Raw genomic sequence first — 18942 nt, forward strand, 5'->3', positions numbered from 1 at the left:
ACCAAACAAATATGGTGGTTGCTTTTAAAAATTGTTAAAAAAAACTAAAAAAATGATTTTATTAAACTACCTGTAATTAGAGGGGCGTACGTGATTTTTACCTCTTAATCACAAATAAAAATCAATATTAAACTCAAAAAATTTACGTTTTTCGCATAAAATATTGTATATTGTCGTTGATTTTGTGTTTTACACCGATAAAAAATCATTTAAAGTAAGTTATTACTTACAAAACTGAAGTTCAACCCCAAAACCAAACTTTATGAAAAAATTTCTACCCTTATTAGCCTTGTTATTAACAAGCATAACATTTGCAAATACTAAAATTGACATTTCTTATAAGTTAATGTCGGTAACAGAAAACACTGTAGTTGATGGTTTGGACGAAAATTCTGAAGAAGGTGTTATTTTCATTACAGAAAGTTTACATCTTGAAGCTGGAGTACGTATTAAAGTAAGAAACGCTTGTTTAATAATTCTAGGTGACTTAACAGGTAATGGTATTATTGACATTGATGATACAGCTACCGTAACCTTAGAAGGAGAAGAGCAAGGAAGAATTACTTTTATCAATAGATTTTTGGCAGATGATACCTGTCAACAAACTACAGATCAAAAAACTTTTAAACATATAAAAGAAGTTCCTCAAGGACTTAAATATAGTCTATACAACATGTCTGGAAGATTACTAGACAAAGGAGAAGTAGATGATTATATTCAAAATTATATAGACCCAAAGACCTATTTAATTAAAATAGATGGATACAAATTAAAAAAGATAATTTTCAAAATGTGATTTAATCATTAAAAGTAAGGTTTAAAATCCACGGCAATCCCCTGTCGTGGATTTTTTTAAAAACACTCTAATCTCCCGTTATATAAACCCTTAAAACATTGCTTAATATTTCAAAAAAAAACTATATTTAGCATGTATTCTCCCTAAGCTTCCCTAAATACTGCCAGTTTTTTAGATAATAAAGAACGTAAGAGCTCAACCAAAATAATAATTATGGCACGAATATCATGGTTCAAATCCGAAGCGGCTAGATATACTTTTTATGGGATATCTTTTGGGTTTGCATTTCCTATTCTCGCCACAAGTATTGATATAGCTAGGCTTGATCTCGAATTCTCATGGCAATCTATCGCTTATGTACAAAGCAATTTTCCTATTCATTACATTATAGATACTGCTCCTCTATTTCTAGGCCTATTTGCTATGTTTGGAGGTAGAAACCTAGATAAACTAAAAGAAAAAAATCAACAAACCTTAAAAGCCTCAAAATTTAAACAAGAGTTCCTTGCCAATATGAGTCATGAAATCAGAACTCCTATGGTTGGAGTTATAGGTATGATTGATTTACTTTTTAATACTACAGAACTTAATAATCTTCAGAAAGAATATGTGACCACAATTCATCAATCCTCTCATAATTTATTAGAAATCTTAAATCAAATTTTGGATCTATCAAAAATGGAAGAAGGGAAATTTAATTTATCCCCTACTCCCATTAATTTTAAAAAATTAATCCACCAAAATGTAGATCTCTTTTTGGCCACCGCAACAGCCAAAGAAATTAATTTAGTTCCTAAATATTCTGAAGAATTACCCGAAAACATAATGGCAGATGGTAATCGTTTAACCCAGGTTATTTCTAACCTTATTGGTAATGCCATAAAATTCACTAATGGCGGAGAGATACATATACAGGTTTCTGCAGTATCTCAAAAAAATGATTATTTAACCATCAAAGTAGAAGTGATCGACTCTGGTATTGGTATTGGGAAAAAAGATCAGGAAGCACTTTTTAGTCGTTTCAGTCAATTTAATGAAGCATCAATTCTCTCGGGACAAGGAAGTGGACTAGGGCTTTCTATATGCAAAAAACTAGTTGATCTAATGCAAGGCAAACTTGGTGTAAAAAGTGAACTCGGAAAAGGGAGTAATTTTTGGTTTACTTTTAAAACAAATATTATCGATATATCAATACCTATAAAAGAAAATAAAGCACCTACCCGTGTAAAAAAATATAAATATGATCTACATGTATTGCTAGTAGAAGATTCTGAAACCAACATACTGGTATCTAAACAAATTCTAAAATATCTTGGTTGTACAGCAGATATAGCAAAAAATGGAAGGCAGGCAGTCGACATGTTTAAAGAAGATACTTATGATCTTATTTTAATGGATATCAATCTACCCGAACTTAATGGTGTTGAAACTTGTAATCTAATTCGTAAAAACCACAAAAAAGTTCCCCCGGTAATTGCATTAACCTCTAATGCATTACCCGGTGATGCAGAGCGCTTTATTGCCAAAGGCCTGGATGATTATATTACTAAGCCCTTTACTACAGAAATTTTGAATATTAAACTCAAAAACTGGTTCGGAGATCATTACAGGTATCATTAATTGTATTTGAAGTATTCCAAAATTTAACAAAAGCTACTGTTTTAACGTATTGACATCAAATTTCTTCGGTAAAATTTCTTACCTTGTAATATAGGATTAAGCTCTTTAAAAAAGAAATTACAACCAAAAAACTCGAGCTATGAACAAAAAAAGTATTTTTTTTCACAATAGACATATCACCTTTCTATTGTTTATTTTGCTAACTATCTCATATTCTGCTCACATACAAGCATTCACTTATTTTCAGGATAGTAGTCAAGATAACACCAATTATAATGAGTACAAAGGATATATACTCGATAGTGAAAACAATCGGCCTCTAATATCTGCATCTATTGAAGTAAATGAAACGAATATTTCTACAGTTACAAATGATGAAGGAAAATTTTCGTTAAAGGTTCCTAAGGATATGGCTAATAGAAAAATAACAGTCTCTTATCTTGGATATATAGATAAAGTAATTATGTTATCCAAATTTAATGGTAAAGAGTTAAAAATAAAACTCAATATCTCTATTACCGAATTATCCGAAGTTAATATTGATCCAAAGGATCCAAATGCACTTATACGTGAAGTAATAGAGAGAAAAGGGAGTAATTATCTTAATGAAAAAAGTATCATGACTGCTTTTTATCGAGAAACTATCAAAAAACGCAGAAGCTATGTATCGCTTTCAGAAGCTGTGGTAGATGTCTATAAAAACCCTTATGAATCGACAAAAACAGATATCATTAAACTTTTTAAAGCTAGAAAAAGTGCCAACTATAAAAAATTAGACACATTAACATTAAAATTACAAGGAGGGCCTACCAGTACACTTTATATTGATGTGATGAAAAACCCTGAGATTCTTTTTACTAAAAGTATGACTGATTTTTATGTTTTTAGTTTTGATAAGTCTACAAAAATCCATGATCAATATATTTATGTATTAAATTTTAAACAACGTCCATACATAAAAGAACCATTATATTATGGGAAATTGTATATAGATGCAGAAACATTAGCAATGACCAAAGCTGTCTTTAGTCTTAATATGGAAAATAAAGAAGAGGTTAGTAAAATGTTTGTTAGAAAAAAACCTAAAAAAGCAAAAGTATACCCTACCCAGGCATCTTATACAATTGATTATCGTCAAAAAGATGGAAAATGGTATTATGGTTATGGAAGAATTGATCTTGTCGTAAAAATTAACTGGAAGAAGAAATTATTTAATTCAGTCTATAAATTAAATGTAGAAATGGCGGTAACCGATTGGAAAAAAAATATCAATAATGAAACCGTTAAAGTAAGAGATCAATTAAAATCTTCTGTAGTAATTAGCGATGAAGCGTCGGGGTTCTCTGATCCAGTATTCTGGGGTGAATATAATGTTATAGAACCCGAAAAATCTATAGAATCAGCAATCAAAAAAATAAAAAGACAACTGCGAAAATTAAACTAAAAACAGAACAATTTGCAATCTAAAAAGAGTATGTTTTTCATACTCTTTTTTTATTAAACTCGTGGTATTAATCTAGTAATAGATAAAATTCACTCAACAATTTTATTATTTTTACACCTGGGAAAACAAAAAGATTGCAACAATAAGCAATCTAAAGAAGTCAATTAAGTTATATCGTTAAAATCATCTAATGAAAAAAATACAGTGTTTTGTACTTTTTTGCATACTCACTTGTGTAGTTTATGCACAAAAACGTATGGATTCTCTTGCTGTTAGAGAAGATTTTAGGATTTTTGAAAATATCCTTAAAAAAGGACACCCCAGTTTATATGAATATATTGATCAAGATTCTTTGGAGTATATTTTTGAAGTCACAAAAGAATCCCTAACTACAACAGATTCTGATATAAAATTATATCAAAACATGCTGAATGTTACAGATAGAATAAAAGATGGACATCTTTCATTTTTTGCTCCCAATACTATAAAAACAGATCAATATTATTTCCCTCTGATTCTTAAACTAATAAATACAGAGTTTTATACTGATACCAATGATTTTGATATCCCAATAGGCTCAAAAATTAATCGAATCAATGGAAGAAAAGCTTATAAAATTTTACAACACCTAAAGAAATATGTACCAAGTGACGGCTATAATCTCACTCGAAAATATAGAGAAATAGAATTGAAATTCGGGTTATACTTTGCATATGAATATGGTATTGAGAAAAAATTTAGCATCGACTATACAGAACCAGATGGTACAGAAAAAAATAAAATATTACCAGCAGAATCTTTTGTAAACGTAAGACTTAGAAACACCAAGCGTAATTCTTATTTTGCTTCATATCATAACCAAGAAAACAGTTTTGACTACTTTGATACATTTATCAATAACAAAAGCCCTTTTGTGTATTACAAAGAAGACTTAAATACGGCCGTCGTAGTGGTCAATTCATTTAGAGGGGATCTCAGAATTTTTAAATCTAATCTGACAAAAATTTTTAAAGAAATTAATAAAAAGAAAATTAGTAATCTTATCGTTGATGTTCGACAAAATGATGGAGGTTTTAGATCTAATGCAGTACATTTATTCTCATTCATCACCAACAGTGTATTTAAACAAATAACTAGTGAATATGTGGCTTCACTTACTGTTCCCGAACGAAAACATGTCACCAAGACCTATCTTAGTGAAAAGCATTTTTTAAAAGATAAGTTTTATAACCATCCTATATATGATGGATGGAAACTAATTTTTGATGATATGGAAGCTCTTATGGTTCCTGATAAAGATAGATTTCGAGGAAATGTATATGTGCTCGCGGGGGGAGCAACTTTTTCTGCCGGATCTGCCTTTGCATTAAATGTTAAAAATGACCCTAACATTATTTTGGTAGGAGAAGAAACCGGTGGTGGATATCACTTTTCTAATGGAGAGTTTCCTGTATATTACGAATTTCCTAATTCTAAAATAATTATGGTAATGTATATGGAAAAAATCAACCATTATATAATAGACAAAAGAGTTCCTAAAGGGTCTGGTGTACTCCCAGACAGGCAAACTATATTCTCTATTGATGATCTAATCTCTGGCAGAGATCCTGACCTGGATTATGTGCTAAAATTGATTCGGGGATAAGTAAAATCACCCAATATATGTATTTACACTGGTGACTAACTCGCAAGAATTATGCAGCATTTGCTTAAATCTTAATGCAAGGTGTTCATCGTTAAACTTCATCGCCTCACTAATACTGTTAGACAATACCAGTTCACCGATAAGATATTCAACAAAATAACTTTGATCATCTGTTAGAAGTACATATTCTGTCATACGATAATTTATTTTCCGAACTATATTTATAATGGTACAACCTCATACAGTTCGAAGGTAAAAATAAGTTTAAAACCTGCTCAAAAAGATAAAATAGCAGAATACTTTTACACAGAAGTATTAACAATTTCATCTTACACTTAAGTCATAAATATTATTGTACATTCTAATACAATCTTGATTGTTTATCAATTTTTAAAAATTCTAAATGGTATTTACTTACTACAAATACTTTAAATTTGTTATTGCACTAAAAAAGTAATCCTATATGTCAGTAGACAAACTAGCAAAAGCCTACATTAGTATTGATAAAGCAAATGCAAAAGACCCAAATAAGGAAAAAGTAAATGATGTATTTGTTCCCAAAGAATTAATCTATGGGCAACGAATGACAGATACTATTGAAGATTTTGAACCAAACGCCCCTGAAGCCCTTAAACTTGCTGCTAGATCACAACATATTTGCAGGTGGGAAATCCCTCGTAAAAATTATGCAATGGATCGTATTGGTTATCTAAAATGGAGAGAAGAGCTAAAACGGTTTCATGCATTAAAAGCCTCAAATATTCTCGAAGAGGTTGGTTACGATACAGAAACGATTAACCGGGTATCTTTTTTGATTCAAAAGAAAAAATTAAAAAAGGATAAGGATACACAGACTTTAGAAGATGTGATCTGTCTCGTTTTTCTTAATTTTTACTATGAAGATTTTCTGGCTAAACATACCGATCAAAAAATAATTGATATCCTTCAAAAAACCTGGCGTAAAATGTCTGAAAAAGGCCACGAATCTGCACTACAACTTTCCTATTCAGAAAAAGCTTTAGACTTAATTAAACAAGCATTGAGTAAAGATTCTTGACCTATATATTAAAGTTTAGCTTTTTTTTTAATGACTTCATTGCGATAGTAATCAATAATTCCATCAATAGGTCTTCTTACGATATTACCAACCTTTAGGTGATATGGCCATACTGCTGCTCTTATAATATCTTCACTAAAATGAGCTATCGAACCAATAAAGTGTATAGGTACATGTTGTGATTCTGGAAAACACAGGACTCTGGTCTCTATAAACTCCTGAATACCTTCGGTAATAATTTTATAAAAATAGCCGTTACGCTCACTGGTAAAAATAAATTCTGCAAAAGAAGCCAAATATGTATTAGGGTTTTCTCTTTTGTATAAGTTTTCTTTAATTGAATCTGAAGAAAGGTCAAAACGTTTTTCAAATTCTGATGCTATTTCGGGAGGCATTCTTTTATAGTAATAATCTCGTATTAGTTTTTTTCCAAAGTGATTTCCACTAGCTTCATCCATAAGAATATATCCCAGAGAATCTACAGACATATGAATATCTTCGCCATCAAAGTAACAACTATTAGATCCTGTTCCTAGAATACATATAATCCCTGGCTCTGTGGTAGCGGCGTATACTGCTGCAACCATATCTTCTTTAACGATAACTTCTGCACCAACAAAAAAGTCCTCAAAGACTTTTTTCAACATTACTGCTGGTTTTTTTGTACCGCATCCTGCTCCATAAAAATGAACAGTATCAATTTTATCTTGATAGGAAGAAAGTTTGTCGTTTTTTCTAACTCTTTCTTCTAAGAGAGATTTTTCGAATACAGCAGGATTTAATCCTTCTGTACGGGTTTTAAAAACGATTTCTCCTACATCATCCAGAAGAATCCAATCGCATTTAGTAGAACCGCCATCAGCTAATAAAATCATTTAAAAAATTTGTTATGTGGTTAGCAAATAGAATAAATACTAACATTTATTCTTTTGAATTTAATAGGCTATCATCTCGAGCGTAATCGAAAACTATTAATTCTAATTACTATTTTTAATTACGCTCAGATAGCTAATACTATACGTTATATAATACTTTATAAATTACCTACATGCATTGATAAATCAACCAACTTCGTAGAATATCCAAATTCATTATCATACCAGGATATCAGCTTAAAGAAATTCTCATTCAGTGCTATTCCTGCATTAGCATCAAACACAGAGGTTTGTGATTCTCCCACAAAATCCTGAGATACTACAGCTTCTTCTGTATATCCGAGAATACCTTTTAATTCATTCTCTGAAGCTTTCTTTACAACAGCCTTAAGTTCTTCATAAGAAACCGACTTTTTAGTTTTTACAGTAAGGTCTACTACAGAAACATCTACTGTAGGTACTCTAAATGCCATACCTGTTAATTTTCCTTTTAAAGCAGGAATTACTTTGGTAACTGCTACCGCAGCTCCTGTAGTAGAAGGAATGATATTATTTAATGCGCTACGTCCTAATCTATAGTTTTTTCTCGATGGAGAATCTACCGTAGACTGTGTAGCTGTAGAAGCGTGTACTGTGGTCATCAACCCTTCTTCTATACCAAAATTATCATCTATAACTTTTGCTAACGGAGCTAAACAATTTGTAGTACATGAAGCATTAGAAACAATGGTATCAGAAGCTTTTACATCGTTATGATTTACTCCCATTACAAACATTGGAGCATCTTTTGAAGGAGCAGAAATCACTACTTTCTTAGCTCCAGCTTTAAGATGAGCATCTGCCGTCCCTAATGTTGTGAAGATTCCTGTACAATCCATAACTACATCTACTCCTACAGCACCCCATTTTAGGTCTTCTGGATTACGTTCGGCGGTTACTCGAATTTCTTTTCCATTGACAACAAGGTTACCATTTTTGACTTCGATAGTCTCATCAAATTTCCCGTGTACCGAATCATATTCTAATAAATAAGCTAAATGCTCTACATCTAATAAGTCATTAATCGCTACTATCTCTACATTATCACGTTTAGAAGCAATTCTAAAAGCAATTCTTCCAATTCTACCGAAACCGTTAATTCCAATTTTTAACGTACTCATATTTAAAAATTTAGTTGTTTTATTAATTTATACTGACTGTGGTTATACTATTCAAAATTATACAGAAGTGATATCTGCTACTTTTATTAATCCATCATGTTTATGAGGCCTTTTATCTAATGCAGTTTTAAGAGGTACAATAGTAACCACCTTATGAACAATCCCAATCATTACTTCACTTTTACCCTCTAATAATGCTTCGACTGCTCCTACTCCAAGTTTACTTGCTAATACACGATCATAACAACTTGGTGGTCCACCTCTCTGGATATGTCCTAATACAGATACTCTTACTTCGTAATCATTAAGATTTTCTTCGACATATTCTCCTAGCTCAAAAATATTCTTGCCCGATTTGTCCCCTTCTGCTACTACAATAATACTAGAGGTTTTCCCGGTTTTCTTACTTTTTCTTAGCGACTCTATAAGTCGCTCTACTCCCATATCTTCTTCGGGAATTAAAATTTCCTCTGCTCCTGCTCCAATTCCAGCATTTAAAGCGATATCTCCTGCATCACGCCCCATTACTTCGATTAAAAACAATCTATTATGAGAACTTGCAGTATCTCTAATCTTATCAATTGCCTCTACTACCGTATTTAAGGCGGTATCGTATCCTATAGTATAATCTGTACCGTTAATATCATTATCGATAGTCCCAGGGATACCTACTACCGGAAAATTAAATTCTTCTGATAATTTTAAAGCTCCTGTAAAGCTTCCGTCACCACCAATTATAACAAGTGCATCGATATTATTTTTAACCAGATTTTCATATGCTTTCTGCCTGCCTTCTATAGTTCTAAATTCTTTTGAACGGGCAGATTTAAGAAAAGTTCCTCCTTTATTTATAACATTACGAACAGATCGTGCATTTAATACTTCGACTTCATTATTAATAAGGCCTTCATATCCTTTATAAATACCAAAACATTTTACGTCATAATAGCTACACGCCCGAACTACGGCACGAATTGCTGCATTCATTCCGGGAGCATCTCCTCCAGAAGTTAGTACGGCTATATTTTTAACTTTTTTTGTCATTGAGCCAAATCTATCGTTATTGATAGTAATAACCTAATTTGCCCAAAAACTAAAACGTTTTCGGTTAATAAATTCAGCATTTACTGACAAAAAATGTATTATTTTAACACATATTTCTACATTACATTAAAAATAAATTAATATGCTTAAAATTGTAAAAAAATAAAAACGACCCGCAATAGCAAGTCGTTTTTGTAAATTAACACTACTAATTTTAAATATTCCCTATCGAGGATTATTTTACAAATTGTTTAGTAATTACCTTATCGTCCTCTATATATATCTTTATTATATAGTTTCCTTTTGGTAATTTTTTAATGTTAATAGAATTAGTAGTAGAAACACCTAATAGTCTAGAGTTTAAATCATAAATTTCACTCTTCTTGATAAAACCAGAATATTGGATAACTACTCTTTCCTTTCCAGGATTAGGGAATACCTTCAGGCTATTTATATTGGGTGTACCCGATTCTAAAGACATTTTATTTTCTTCAGGGCCATTAGCTCCAGAAAATATTTCTCCTGTAGAACTTCCTGTTGCAGATTTACCACAATCCTTCATTTCTATTCCAGTCCATCGAATTACCCATTCTCTATTCTTTGCTGTACTTGCTCTTAACGGGTTTGGAAAATTATGTGATCCAACCGTTGGCAAATCTGAAGGCGCATCTGTCCATCTTAGATATACTCTAAATCCCGTAGGTGTAGCATTATAAATAGACGAAGTTCCAGAGACATTCCATTGATACCCCTTATTACTAATAGACTCCAGGGTTACCAGATAGTGAGGTGTTGTTTGAAAACCACATGCCGCTGTATTTACATCTACATAGATTCCTGCCGTGTTATGAGTATTATAATCAATCCAATCATTTGTAGAGCTAACACCTTGCCCTATTTTTACCTGTCCCTGTACTACCACAAGGCAAAAAGTAGCTAAAATTGTTAAAAAAATAGTTTTAAGAGATTTCATAATGTAAAGGTTTTAAGAATTAAAAAAGTGAGTTGTTTTTCTTGTTAGTTTGGTACAAAACAACGTTTTCCTAAGATACTACAAACCTCAAAAATTAGCATATGGGATAACAGTAAAAAAAAGAACAAACCTCCTTATTTCTTGATCAAAACAATGTTTTAAAAAACTAATAATCAATAGATTAAACAACAAAAATCATGTAACCTAAATTAGTTTAAAAACAAATTTTTAATCTTTTATTAACTAATAATTTCCCTTAAAATAACTTATATTTTAGCTCTAGACTCTATAACCATATTATTCTTCAATCAAAACCTGATATTGCCATGCAGCAAACTCATATGCTGTACCAGATGATGCTTCTATGATTTCTCTGGAAAGGTAATCTGTAAACTTTCCTTCATATGCCAAAGTAAATTTTATTGGTTGCTTCGTCATATTTGCAATAAAGATCACTTTATGACCGTCTTTTTCTCTTAAAAATGCTAATATACCAGTATCATCCGAAGTTTTAATACGAGTATATGAAGCAGCATTTTTACCACCATGCAATGCAGGGTTTGTATTTTTTAGTGCTCCTAATTTTTCATATAACGGGAAAAACTTACCTTGTTTTTTTATAATCGTATCCTTTTCAAAAAACAGAAGGCGTTTATCCATATCATATTCCTGTCCAGAATAAATCAAGGGCATACCTGGTGCAAGATATGTAAGTGCTGCTAGCATCTCTTTCGCATCTCCCATTCTTTCTTCTACAGTACCATTCCAGGAGTTTTCATCATGGTTTGATGTAAAGTTCATTAAAATATCATCTTTTGCATACATGGTATCTATCTGGGCCATTCTTTTATCCCATTCGGTAACATTAGCTTTTCCCTGAGCGATATCATTCATTTTATGATGCGTATCCCATCCATATCCCATATCAAAGGCATTTTCTAATAATTCGGGCTCCCAACCTTCTGCCAGCATAAATACGGGTTTAATCTTTTTAAAATCTGCTACGGTTTTATCCCAAAAATCTACAGGAACCATTCCCGCCACATCACATCTAAAACCATCTACACCTTCTTCTTTTAACCAATACAACATATCATTTTTCATCTGCTCACGCATCTCTTGATTGTCATAATTAAGATCTGCTACATCGGTCCAATCTGTACCTTCGGTATGTGTGATAGCTCCATTTTTATCTTTGGTATAATATTCGGGATGTTCTTTTAACCAAATATGATCCCAGCCGGTGTGGTTAGCTACCCAATCCAAAATCACGTAGATTCCGTTATCATGCGCTGTTTTTATCAATGTTCTAAAATCTTCGATAGTACCAAATTCCGGATTCACCTTTGTGTAATCAGATACTGCATAATAACTTCCTAATGATCCTTTACTTTTGGTTGTAGAGATAGGATATATCGGCATTATCCACAATACTTTAACGCCTAGTTTTTTAAGAACGGGGATATCTTTGGTAAATGCACTAAAGGTACCTTCTTCAGAGTATTGACGAATATTAGCTTCATAAATAACTGCATTTTCCATCATGGCATCGCTAACCGATGGAAGTGCTTCTTTTATTACTTCCTGAGTTTCAGTCTTGGCAGTGGTTTCTTCTTTTGTTGTCTTTCCGCAGGAAAATAGAATTCCAATTACTGTAAGACTTAAGATTATCTTTTTCATTTAATTAAATTTATAGGTGGTTATTTGTGGTTATATTTTATTTTAAATCCAGTATCATTGATGTTTTGGCAGGTATGCTAAAATCCTCGGTGATGTCTATATTAGAATCAGTAATAATATCGGTTCCTACACTATAGTTTTTTATACCTTCTTTGAATCGGGCGACGTCTAATTTTTGATCTTTTAAGCTATTATTAATAATTACCATTACACTTTTCTCTTCATTATATCTGAAGTATACATATACATTATCAAAAGGAATAAATTGTAATAGTTTCCCGGTATGAATTACAGCTGCTTTTTGCCTCCATTTTAACACTTTACTGGTAAAAGAATGAAATGCTTCCTGGTCATTAGTTCTTCCATTTTTTATTTCTGAAGATAAAAAGGCATTTTTTGTATCTCCCGGCCATCCGCCAGGAAAATCTCTACGAATATCACCATCGCCTTTTTTATCGCGATTGCCCAACATACCTATTTCATCGCCATAATAAATTTGAGGGATACCACGAGTGGTAAATATCAAAGTCATCACCATTTTATAGATATCAATATCTCCTTGATATATTTCATTAATACGATTTGTATCATGATTTCCGGCAAATAACAGAATATTGTTGATATCTGGATATAGAAAATCATTTGTAAAGTTATTATATGCTCTTATCATTCCCTTATCCCAAGAATTTTCGTCTTCGTTAAATAATACTGTAATGGCATCATGAAGCGTAAAATCCATTACCGACGGTAGGTGAGAATTGTAGTTATCGATAGCTGCGATTTTACTATTTTTTTGCCAATATGCTATCTGTGACTGATTGTGCATCCATACTTCTCCTACAATATTAAAATTAGGATATTCGTCCATAATTGCTTTGGTCCATTTGGCTATTCCATCTTTATCATTATAAGAATAGGTATCTACTCTAAAACCATCCAGATCTGCATATTCTATCCACCAAATTGCATTTTGGGTAATATACTTAAGTAACAAAGGATTACTTTGATTCATATCTGGCATGGTCATATCAAACCACCCGTTCATACACCCTTTACTATCTATTTGTGAAGCATTATCATCAAATTGGGTAGTCATACGATAATTACTACGTCTGAAACCTTCTGGCCATTGGTGTATCCAGTCTTTGGTTGGTAAATCCTTTATCATCCAATGCTTAGATCCCCAATGATTTGTCACATAATCCATAACCAGTTTCATATCCTGTTTATGCATTTCTGAGGCTAGTCGTTTATAATCTTCATTGGTTCCATATCTTGGATCTATGCTATATAAATCACTTTGTGCATAGGTATGATACGAATATGTTGGTTCGTTATCTTCTAGTAATGGAGTACTCCATAATGCTGTAACTCCCAAATCTTTAAGGTAATCCAAATGATCAATTACTCCCTGAATATCGCCTCCATGGCGCCCGCCGGGATTAGAACGATCTGCTTTTTCTACCGTATCCTTATGAGAATCATTCTCAGGATTACCATTTGCAAACCGATCCGGCATGATTAAATACATCACATCGCTACTATCAAAGCCTTTTCTTTCTGCAGAATTTGCTCTCCTGGATTTAAATTGATAAGGTTGAGAAAATACTACATTACCATTCTCTTTAAAATCAATTGAAACTGTACCAGCTTCAACCTCTTTGGTATCCAGAGTTATAAACAGATAGTTTGGGTTTTCGGTTTTGGTAATATCGCTAATCGTTATGTCTTTACTCTCTACATTATATTTAGCAATACCTTTTCCGTAGCACAGTATCTGAAGTTCGTCCTGATGCATAGCACTCCACCAAAATGGAGGTTCCATTTTTTCTACCTGAGCTTGTGTTAAAGCAACCAGGCAAAAGGAAAACAGAACAATTAGTTTACTTTTCATTTTTAAATATTTTATAGTTATAGAAATGTTTATGCAATCACTTTTTTGAAAACAATCGGTCCAGCAAAAAAGCATTGCTATTTCTATTAAGCAGAGTCGATAAAGTAGGGTTCATTCATCTTATTACAGCTCGACTCTGCTCTCTAGAAAAGGTCGGGGGGCAAAATTTATTACTAAAATCTATTTCTAAGCAATGATTTATACAGTGATCAAACTGTTGGGAGAAATTTTAAACTCCTTATTATCTACATAAATTAATAATTCCTTAGTACCTTCAAGAGTAAACGATGTTCCTTCTTGAGATACTTTTACTTTAAGAATTTGATTTCTGAAATTTACATTAAAGGTATACCCTTTCCATTCTTTAGGAATTTTAGGAGAAAAAGACAAGGTATCATTCTTAATTCTAAGACCTCCAAATCCTTCAACAATACTCATCCATGTACCTGCCATACTCGTGATATGCAATCCTTCTTCAACTTCCTTATTATAATCATCCAGGTCTAGCCTTGAAGTTCTCAGGTAAAAAGTATAGGCCTGATCCATTCTATCTAAAGTAGCTGCCTGTATACTATGAACACATGGTGAAAGTGAAGATTCGTGTACTGTAAATGGTTCATAGAAATCAAAATGTCGTGTTAATTCTTCTTTGGTAAATTGATCTTCGAACATATAAAACCCCTGAAGCGTATCTGCTTGTTTGATATAAGGAGAGCGCAATATTCGATCCCAACTCCACTTTTGATTAATAGGACGTTGTGACCTGTCTAAATTATCTACTGTAATCAATTCTTTATCAAGAAATCCATCCTGTTGTAAGTATACCTGGTATTTTTCTGAATATGGAAAATACATCTTATCAGCTACTTCCAACATTGCATTAATCTCTTCCTGATCTAAATTGGTCTTTTTTATAATCCTGTGATAGTCACTTGTATATTGGGTTTTTATTCTATCAATATTTTCTATACAATATTCGATACACCATTTTGCCAGGTAATTCGTATACCAATTGTTATTGACATTATTTTCGTATTCATTAGGTCCTGTGACGCCAAGGATCACATATTTATTTTTTTCGGTAGAAAATGTTGCTCTTTGATGCCAGAAACGAGCAATCGCAATCATAACTTCTAATCCCTTTTCTGTAACATACGTATAATCACCGGTGTACCTAACATAGTTATAGATAGCAAATGTCATTGCGCCATTGCGATGTATTTCTTCAAAGGTGATTTCCCACTCATTATGGCATTCTTCGCCATTCATAGTTACCATAGGATATAATGCAGCACCATTGGCAAAACCAAGTTTTTCTGCATTCTCTATAGCTTTTTCGAGGTGGTTATAACGATAGGTTAATAGATTACGTGCCACACCCTGATCTTTGGTAACCATATAAAACGGAATACAATACGCTTCTGTATCCCAATATGTACTTCCACCATATTTCTCGCCTGTAAACCCTTTGGGCCCGATATTTAGTCTTGCATCTTTACCAAGGTATGTTTGGTTGAGTTGAAAAATATTAAACCGAATTCCCTGTTGTGCTTTTACATCACCTTCGATTACAATATCGGCCATTTCCCATATGCTCGACCATGCCTTCTTTTGTAAATTTAAAAGTGTATTAAATCCAGATTCTGAAGCCTGCTTAAGTATAGCTTTGCTAGTCGCTTGCAGATCTTCTTCTTTATGATTAAGAGATACTGTATATCCTCCAAATTTTGTAAGGCCTGCTGTTTCTCCTTTACGAATCTGAATTGTATATTTTAGATGTATATATGTGCCATTCGCCTCTACTTTGGGAGATATATCTTTTTGTATACCATTAACAAATACCTGATTAGACATTCCTGTACACACATGGTACTCTGTTTTCATGGTTTTAGATAGGATATATGCAGCATTTTCTTCGTGTGCCAGATTATAGGTATCCCAAAACTTATCGTCCCAATTGGTATCTTCATTCATAATTCCCGAATCCAAATATGGTATCAATACTATAGTAGCTTCCTGATTCACGGGAGTCACTTCATATTTAATTGCACCTACTTCATCCAGGTCCAGGCTTAGAAAACGTGTAGAAATAACAGATACTTCTATATTATTTGGTAAAACAGCATGAAACGAACGTTGATACCAACCTTCTTTCATATTTAATTCTCTTCTAAAATTGGTTACTGATTTACATGTATATAAATCCAGTTTCTCTCCATCAACTTCTATATCGATACCGATCCAGTTTGGTGCATTCAGTACTTTGGCAAAATACTCTGGATATCCATTTTTCCACCAACCTACTCTGGTTTTATCGGGGTAATACACTCCTGCGATATAGCTTCCCTGAAAAGTAGGACCAGTATATGTTTCTTCAAAATTGGCGCGCTGCCCCATTGCTCCATTACCAATACTAAAAAGGCTTTCTGATGACTTAACTCGTTCTACATCAAACCCTTCTTCAATAATTGACCAGTTATCTGGTTTTATATAATCCTGATTCATCTATTCTTTTTTATTCGTTTTTAGTAATCAGACCTGTATTGATATAGATCTGTCTAAAACATGCCATGAATTTTTTATCCTAAATCTTTAGGATGAATTGCTATGGCTTTTATATTTTACTAAACTTTTTTGGCCGTGACCAATTGATTTATAAATTCTTCTTTTATTTCTGTAAAATCTCTAAAAATGTAATCTGCCTCGTGTAGTACTTCTTGATTACCAATACCAATACTAATCATATTGGCGATATTTGCAGCCTTAATTCCGGCAACAGAATCTTCGAATACAATACAGTTTTCTGGTGAGATCCCCAATGCTTTGGCACCTAATAAAAATACTTCGGGATCTGGTTTTGCTTTAGAAACATTAGTACCATCTACGATAGTATTAAATTTATCATAGAGTTGTACTTTTTCTAAAATCGCCCTGGCATTCTTACTTGCAGAACCCAAGGCTATTGCCTGGTTCTCTAAAATGAGGTATTCTAAAATTCTCGGTACATCGGGTAGGATTTCACTAGCATCCATCCCAGAGATATAAGTAAGATACTCTTCATTTTTTTCAGACATCAATCGACTAAATTTTTCTTCAGATATGGTTTTGTTTCCCCACTCCAGAATCTTTTCTAACGATTGTACTCTACTCACTCCTTTAAGTTGTTCATTCTGTTCTTCAGAAAAAGAAATCCCAAGACTATCGGCTAGTTTTTGCCAGGCCAAAAAATGGTATTTTGCAGTATCAACAATAACACCATCAAGATCAAATATAAATGCTTTCTTCATTACTCTATCTCGCCTTTTGGGTTATACGTTATTGCATCTTTATTAACAATTAATAAATTACACATTCCTGCAATGATCAAACTTATTCCTGCTACCAGCATTGCATTAATCGTTTCGTTTCCTATAAGTTTATAAGCAAAATTAACTCCGCCTACGGCTGCAATAATTTGGGGGATAACAATAAACATGTTAAATATTCCCATAATCACTCCCATTTTTTTAGGGTCTACTGCACTTGATAACATCGCGTATGGCATCGATAGAATACTCCCCCAGGCAAAACCTACCAAAGTAAAAGAGAGAAATAACCATTCTGGCGAAGGGATAAAATACATCGATATAAAACCGAAACCTCCTAAAACCAGAGATCCCAGGTGAACCCATTTTCTATTAATTCTTTTTCTCGAAGTATAAAAAGTTAATATCAAAGCAAAAGCCATGGAAGACAATCCATACATTCCCATATATCGACCTACTTCGTTAGATGATTTTTGAAATGCTGTATTTGCTTTTTCGAATGCTGCAGCCGATTCTGGGATATCCATATTAAATGTTGATTCGACTGGTGCGGGAGTATCAAACACATGTTCTGTTAATGCTGGATTTGCAAGACTCCACATGGTAAAAAAGGCAAACCAACTAAAAAACTGGACAAGCCCAAGTTTTTTCATAGTAAGAGGCATACTACCGATATTATTCAAAATATCAGGTATAAATTGGTTCTTTTTCTTCTTTTCTAGTTTAAATTCTTCCATATCCTCGGGAGGATATTCAGAAGTTGTAAAAACGGTATACAGAATACTTGCAAGAAAAACAAAAGCTCCAATAGCAAAAGCTATTTTTACCGACATTGGGATCACGCCGTTTGGAGCGGCGTCACTTACTCCCATTTGAGAAATCATCCAAGGTAAATTACTGGCTACCCAGGTCCCAATACCTATAATAAGTGTTTGAGTAACAAATCCGTATGATCGTTGAGATTCTGGTAATTTATCTGCTACCAAAGCCCTAAAGGGTTCCATAGAAATATTTATAGAAGCATCCAGAATCCATAAAAATCCTGCTGCTACCCATAAAACCGGGGAATGAGGTACCAAAAACAGCGCTATAGAACTTAGTACGGCTCCAATTAAGAAGTAAGGTCTGCGTCGACCCCATCTTGGGCTCCAAGTACGATCACTTAAGTATCCTATAATCGGTTGAACCAAAAGACCTGTCAAAGGAGCTGCAATCCATAATAAAGGTATTGCGTCTTTTTCTGCGCCTAAGGTTTGGAAAATTCTAGACATAAATCCGCCTTGCAGTGCAAAACCGAATTGAATTCCCAGAAAACCAAAACTCATGTTCCAAATTTCCCAGAAACTTAATTTACGCTTGTTCATCAAGTAAATGTTTAATTATTACTATGATAAGCGAAACTACTTATCAAAACTTATTTTAGTAGAAAGTGAAAATATAAGTCTTGAT

At 32.9% G+C, this 18942-nt stretch carries 15 protein-coding genes; 5 read left to right on the forward strand and 10 right to left on the reverse strand.

Annotated elements, in window-relative coordinates; genetic code table 11:
* The first annotated feature begins 262 nt into the window (after window positions 1-262).
* The 4 genes from DK441_RS03515 to DK441_RS03530 all read left to right on the forward strand — a co-directional run bounded on the left by DK441_RS03515 (window position 263) and on the right by DK441_RS03530 (window position 5505).
* Window positions 263-796 carry a hypothetical protein gene (locus tag DK441_RS03515; RefSeq protein WP_074409274.1) on the forward strand — a complete coding sequence of 178 codons (534 nt, stop codon included), beginning with the start codon at window positions 263-265 and terminating at the stop codon, window positions 794-796.
* A gap of 213 nt (window positions 797-1009) precedes the next feature.
* The gene (locus DK441_RS03520; RefSeq protein ID WP_109097504.1) at window positions 1010-2416 is read left to right on the forward strand and encodes an ATP-binding protein; all 1407 of its coding nucleotides are present in this window, start codon (window positions 1010-1012) and stop codon (window positions 2414-2416) included.
* Between the two features lie 139 nt (window positions 2417-2555).
* Window positions 2556-3860, forward strand: coding sequence for a carboxypeptidase-like regulatory domain-containing protein (locus tag DK441_RS03525; RefSeq protein ID WP_109097505.1), 1305 nt, complete (start codon window positions 2556-2558; stop codon window positions 3858-3860).
* 190 nt (window positions 3861-4050) lie between these two features.
* Entirely contained in the window at window positions 4051-5505 is a 1455-nt protein-coding gene (locus DK441_RS03530; protein WP_109097506.1) for a S41 family peptidase, read from the forward strand.
* Between the two features lie 6 nt (window positions 5506-5511).
* On the opposite strand, the gene DK441_RS03535 is transcribed toward DK441_RS03530, so the two are convergent.
* Window positions 5512-5700 (reverse strand): hypothetical protein, encoded by a 189-nt coding sequence (locus DK441_RS03535; RefSeq protein WP_025664110.1) that lies wholly within the window; start codon window positions 5698-5700, stop codon window positions 5512-5514.
* 268 nt (window positions 5701-5968) lie between these two features.
* On the opposite strand from DK441_RS03535, the gene DK441_RS03540 reads away from it, so the two are divergent.
* Window positions 5969-6562: a DUF4202 domain-containing protein gene (locus DK441_RS03540; protein WP_109097507.1), complete on the forward strand. Its 594-nt coding sequence runs from the start codon at window positions 5969-5971 to the stop codon at window positions 6560-6562.
* Window positions 6563-6570: 8 nt separating this feature from the next.
* Here DK441_RS03540 and DK441_RS03545 read toward each other — a convergent pair whose 3' ends face one another.
* From DK441_RS03545 to DK441_RS03585, 9 genes are all read right to left on the reverse strand, one after another.
* Entirely contained in the window at window positions 6571-7437 is an 867-nt protein-coding gene (locus DK441_RS03545; protein WP_074409279.1) for an N-acetylglucosamine kinase, read from the reverse strand.
* Between the two features lie 158 nt (window positions 7438-7595).
* On the reverse strand, window positions 7596-8597 hold the full coding sequence (gene gap / locus DK441_RS03550) for a type I glyceraldehyde-3-phosphate dehydrogenase (protein WP_074409280.1): 1002 nt from the start codon (window positions 8595-8597) through the stop codon (window positions 7596-7598).
* Window positions 8598-8654: 57 nt separating this feature from the next.
* Entirely contained in the window at window positions 8655-9641 is a 987-nt protein-coding gene (pfkA, locus tag DK441_RS03555) for a 6-phosphofructokinase (protein ID WP_109097508.1), read from the reverse strand.
* A 235-nt stretch (window positions 9642-9876) separates the two neighbouring features.
* Entirely contained in the window at window positions 9877-10614 is a 738-nt protein-coding gene (locus DK441_RS03560; RefSeq protein WP_109097509.1) for a T9SS type A sorting domain-containing protein, read from the reverse strand.
* Between the two features lie 297 nt (window positions 10615-10911).
* A complete protein-coding gene (locus tag DK441_RS03565) occupies window positions 10912-12294 on the reverse strand; it encodes an alpha-amylase family glycosyl hydrolase (RefSeq protein ID WP_109097510.1) in 1383 nt (460 codons plus the stop codon).
* Between the two features lie 37 nt (window positions 12295-12331).
* Window positions 12332-14188 carry a glycoside hydrolase family 13 protein gene (locus DK441_RS03570; RefSeq protein WP_109097654.1) on the reverse strand — a complete coding sequence of 619 codons (1857 nt, stop codon included), beginning with the start codon at window positions 14186-14188 and terminating at the stop codon, window positions 12332-12334.
* Window positions 14189-14386: 198 nt separating this feature from the next.
* Window positions 14387-16693: a glycoside hydrolase family 65 protein gene (locus DK441_RS03575; RefSeq protein ID WP_109097511.1), complete on the reverse strand. Its 2307-nt coding sequence runs from the start codon at window positions 16691-16693 to the stop codon at window positions 14387-14389.
* 119 nt (window positions 16694-16812) lie between these two features.
* The gene (pgmB, locus tag DK441_RS03580; RefSeq protein ID WP_109097512.1) at window positions 16813-17475 is read right to left on the reverse strand and encodes a beta-phosphoglucomutase; all 663 of its coding nucleotides are present in this window, start codon (window positions 17473-17475) and stop codon (window positions 16813-16815) included.
* Window positions 17475-18857, reverse strand: a complete 1383-nt coding sequence (locus tag DK441_RS03585) for an MFS transporter (RefSeq protein ID WP_109097513.1) — start codon at window positions 18855-18857, stop codon at window positions 17475-17477. The genes pgmB and DK441_RS03585 overlap by 1 nt, the downstream gene beginning before the upstream one ends.
* Between the last annotated feature and the right edge of the window lie 85 nt (window positions 18858-18942).

Source organism: Aquimarina sp. AU58 (genome assembly GCF_900312745.1).
Classification (GTDB): Bacteria; Bacteroidota; Bacteroidia; order Flavobacteriales; family Flavobacteriaceae; genus Aquimarina; species Aquimarina spinulae.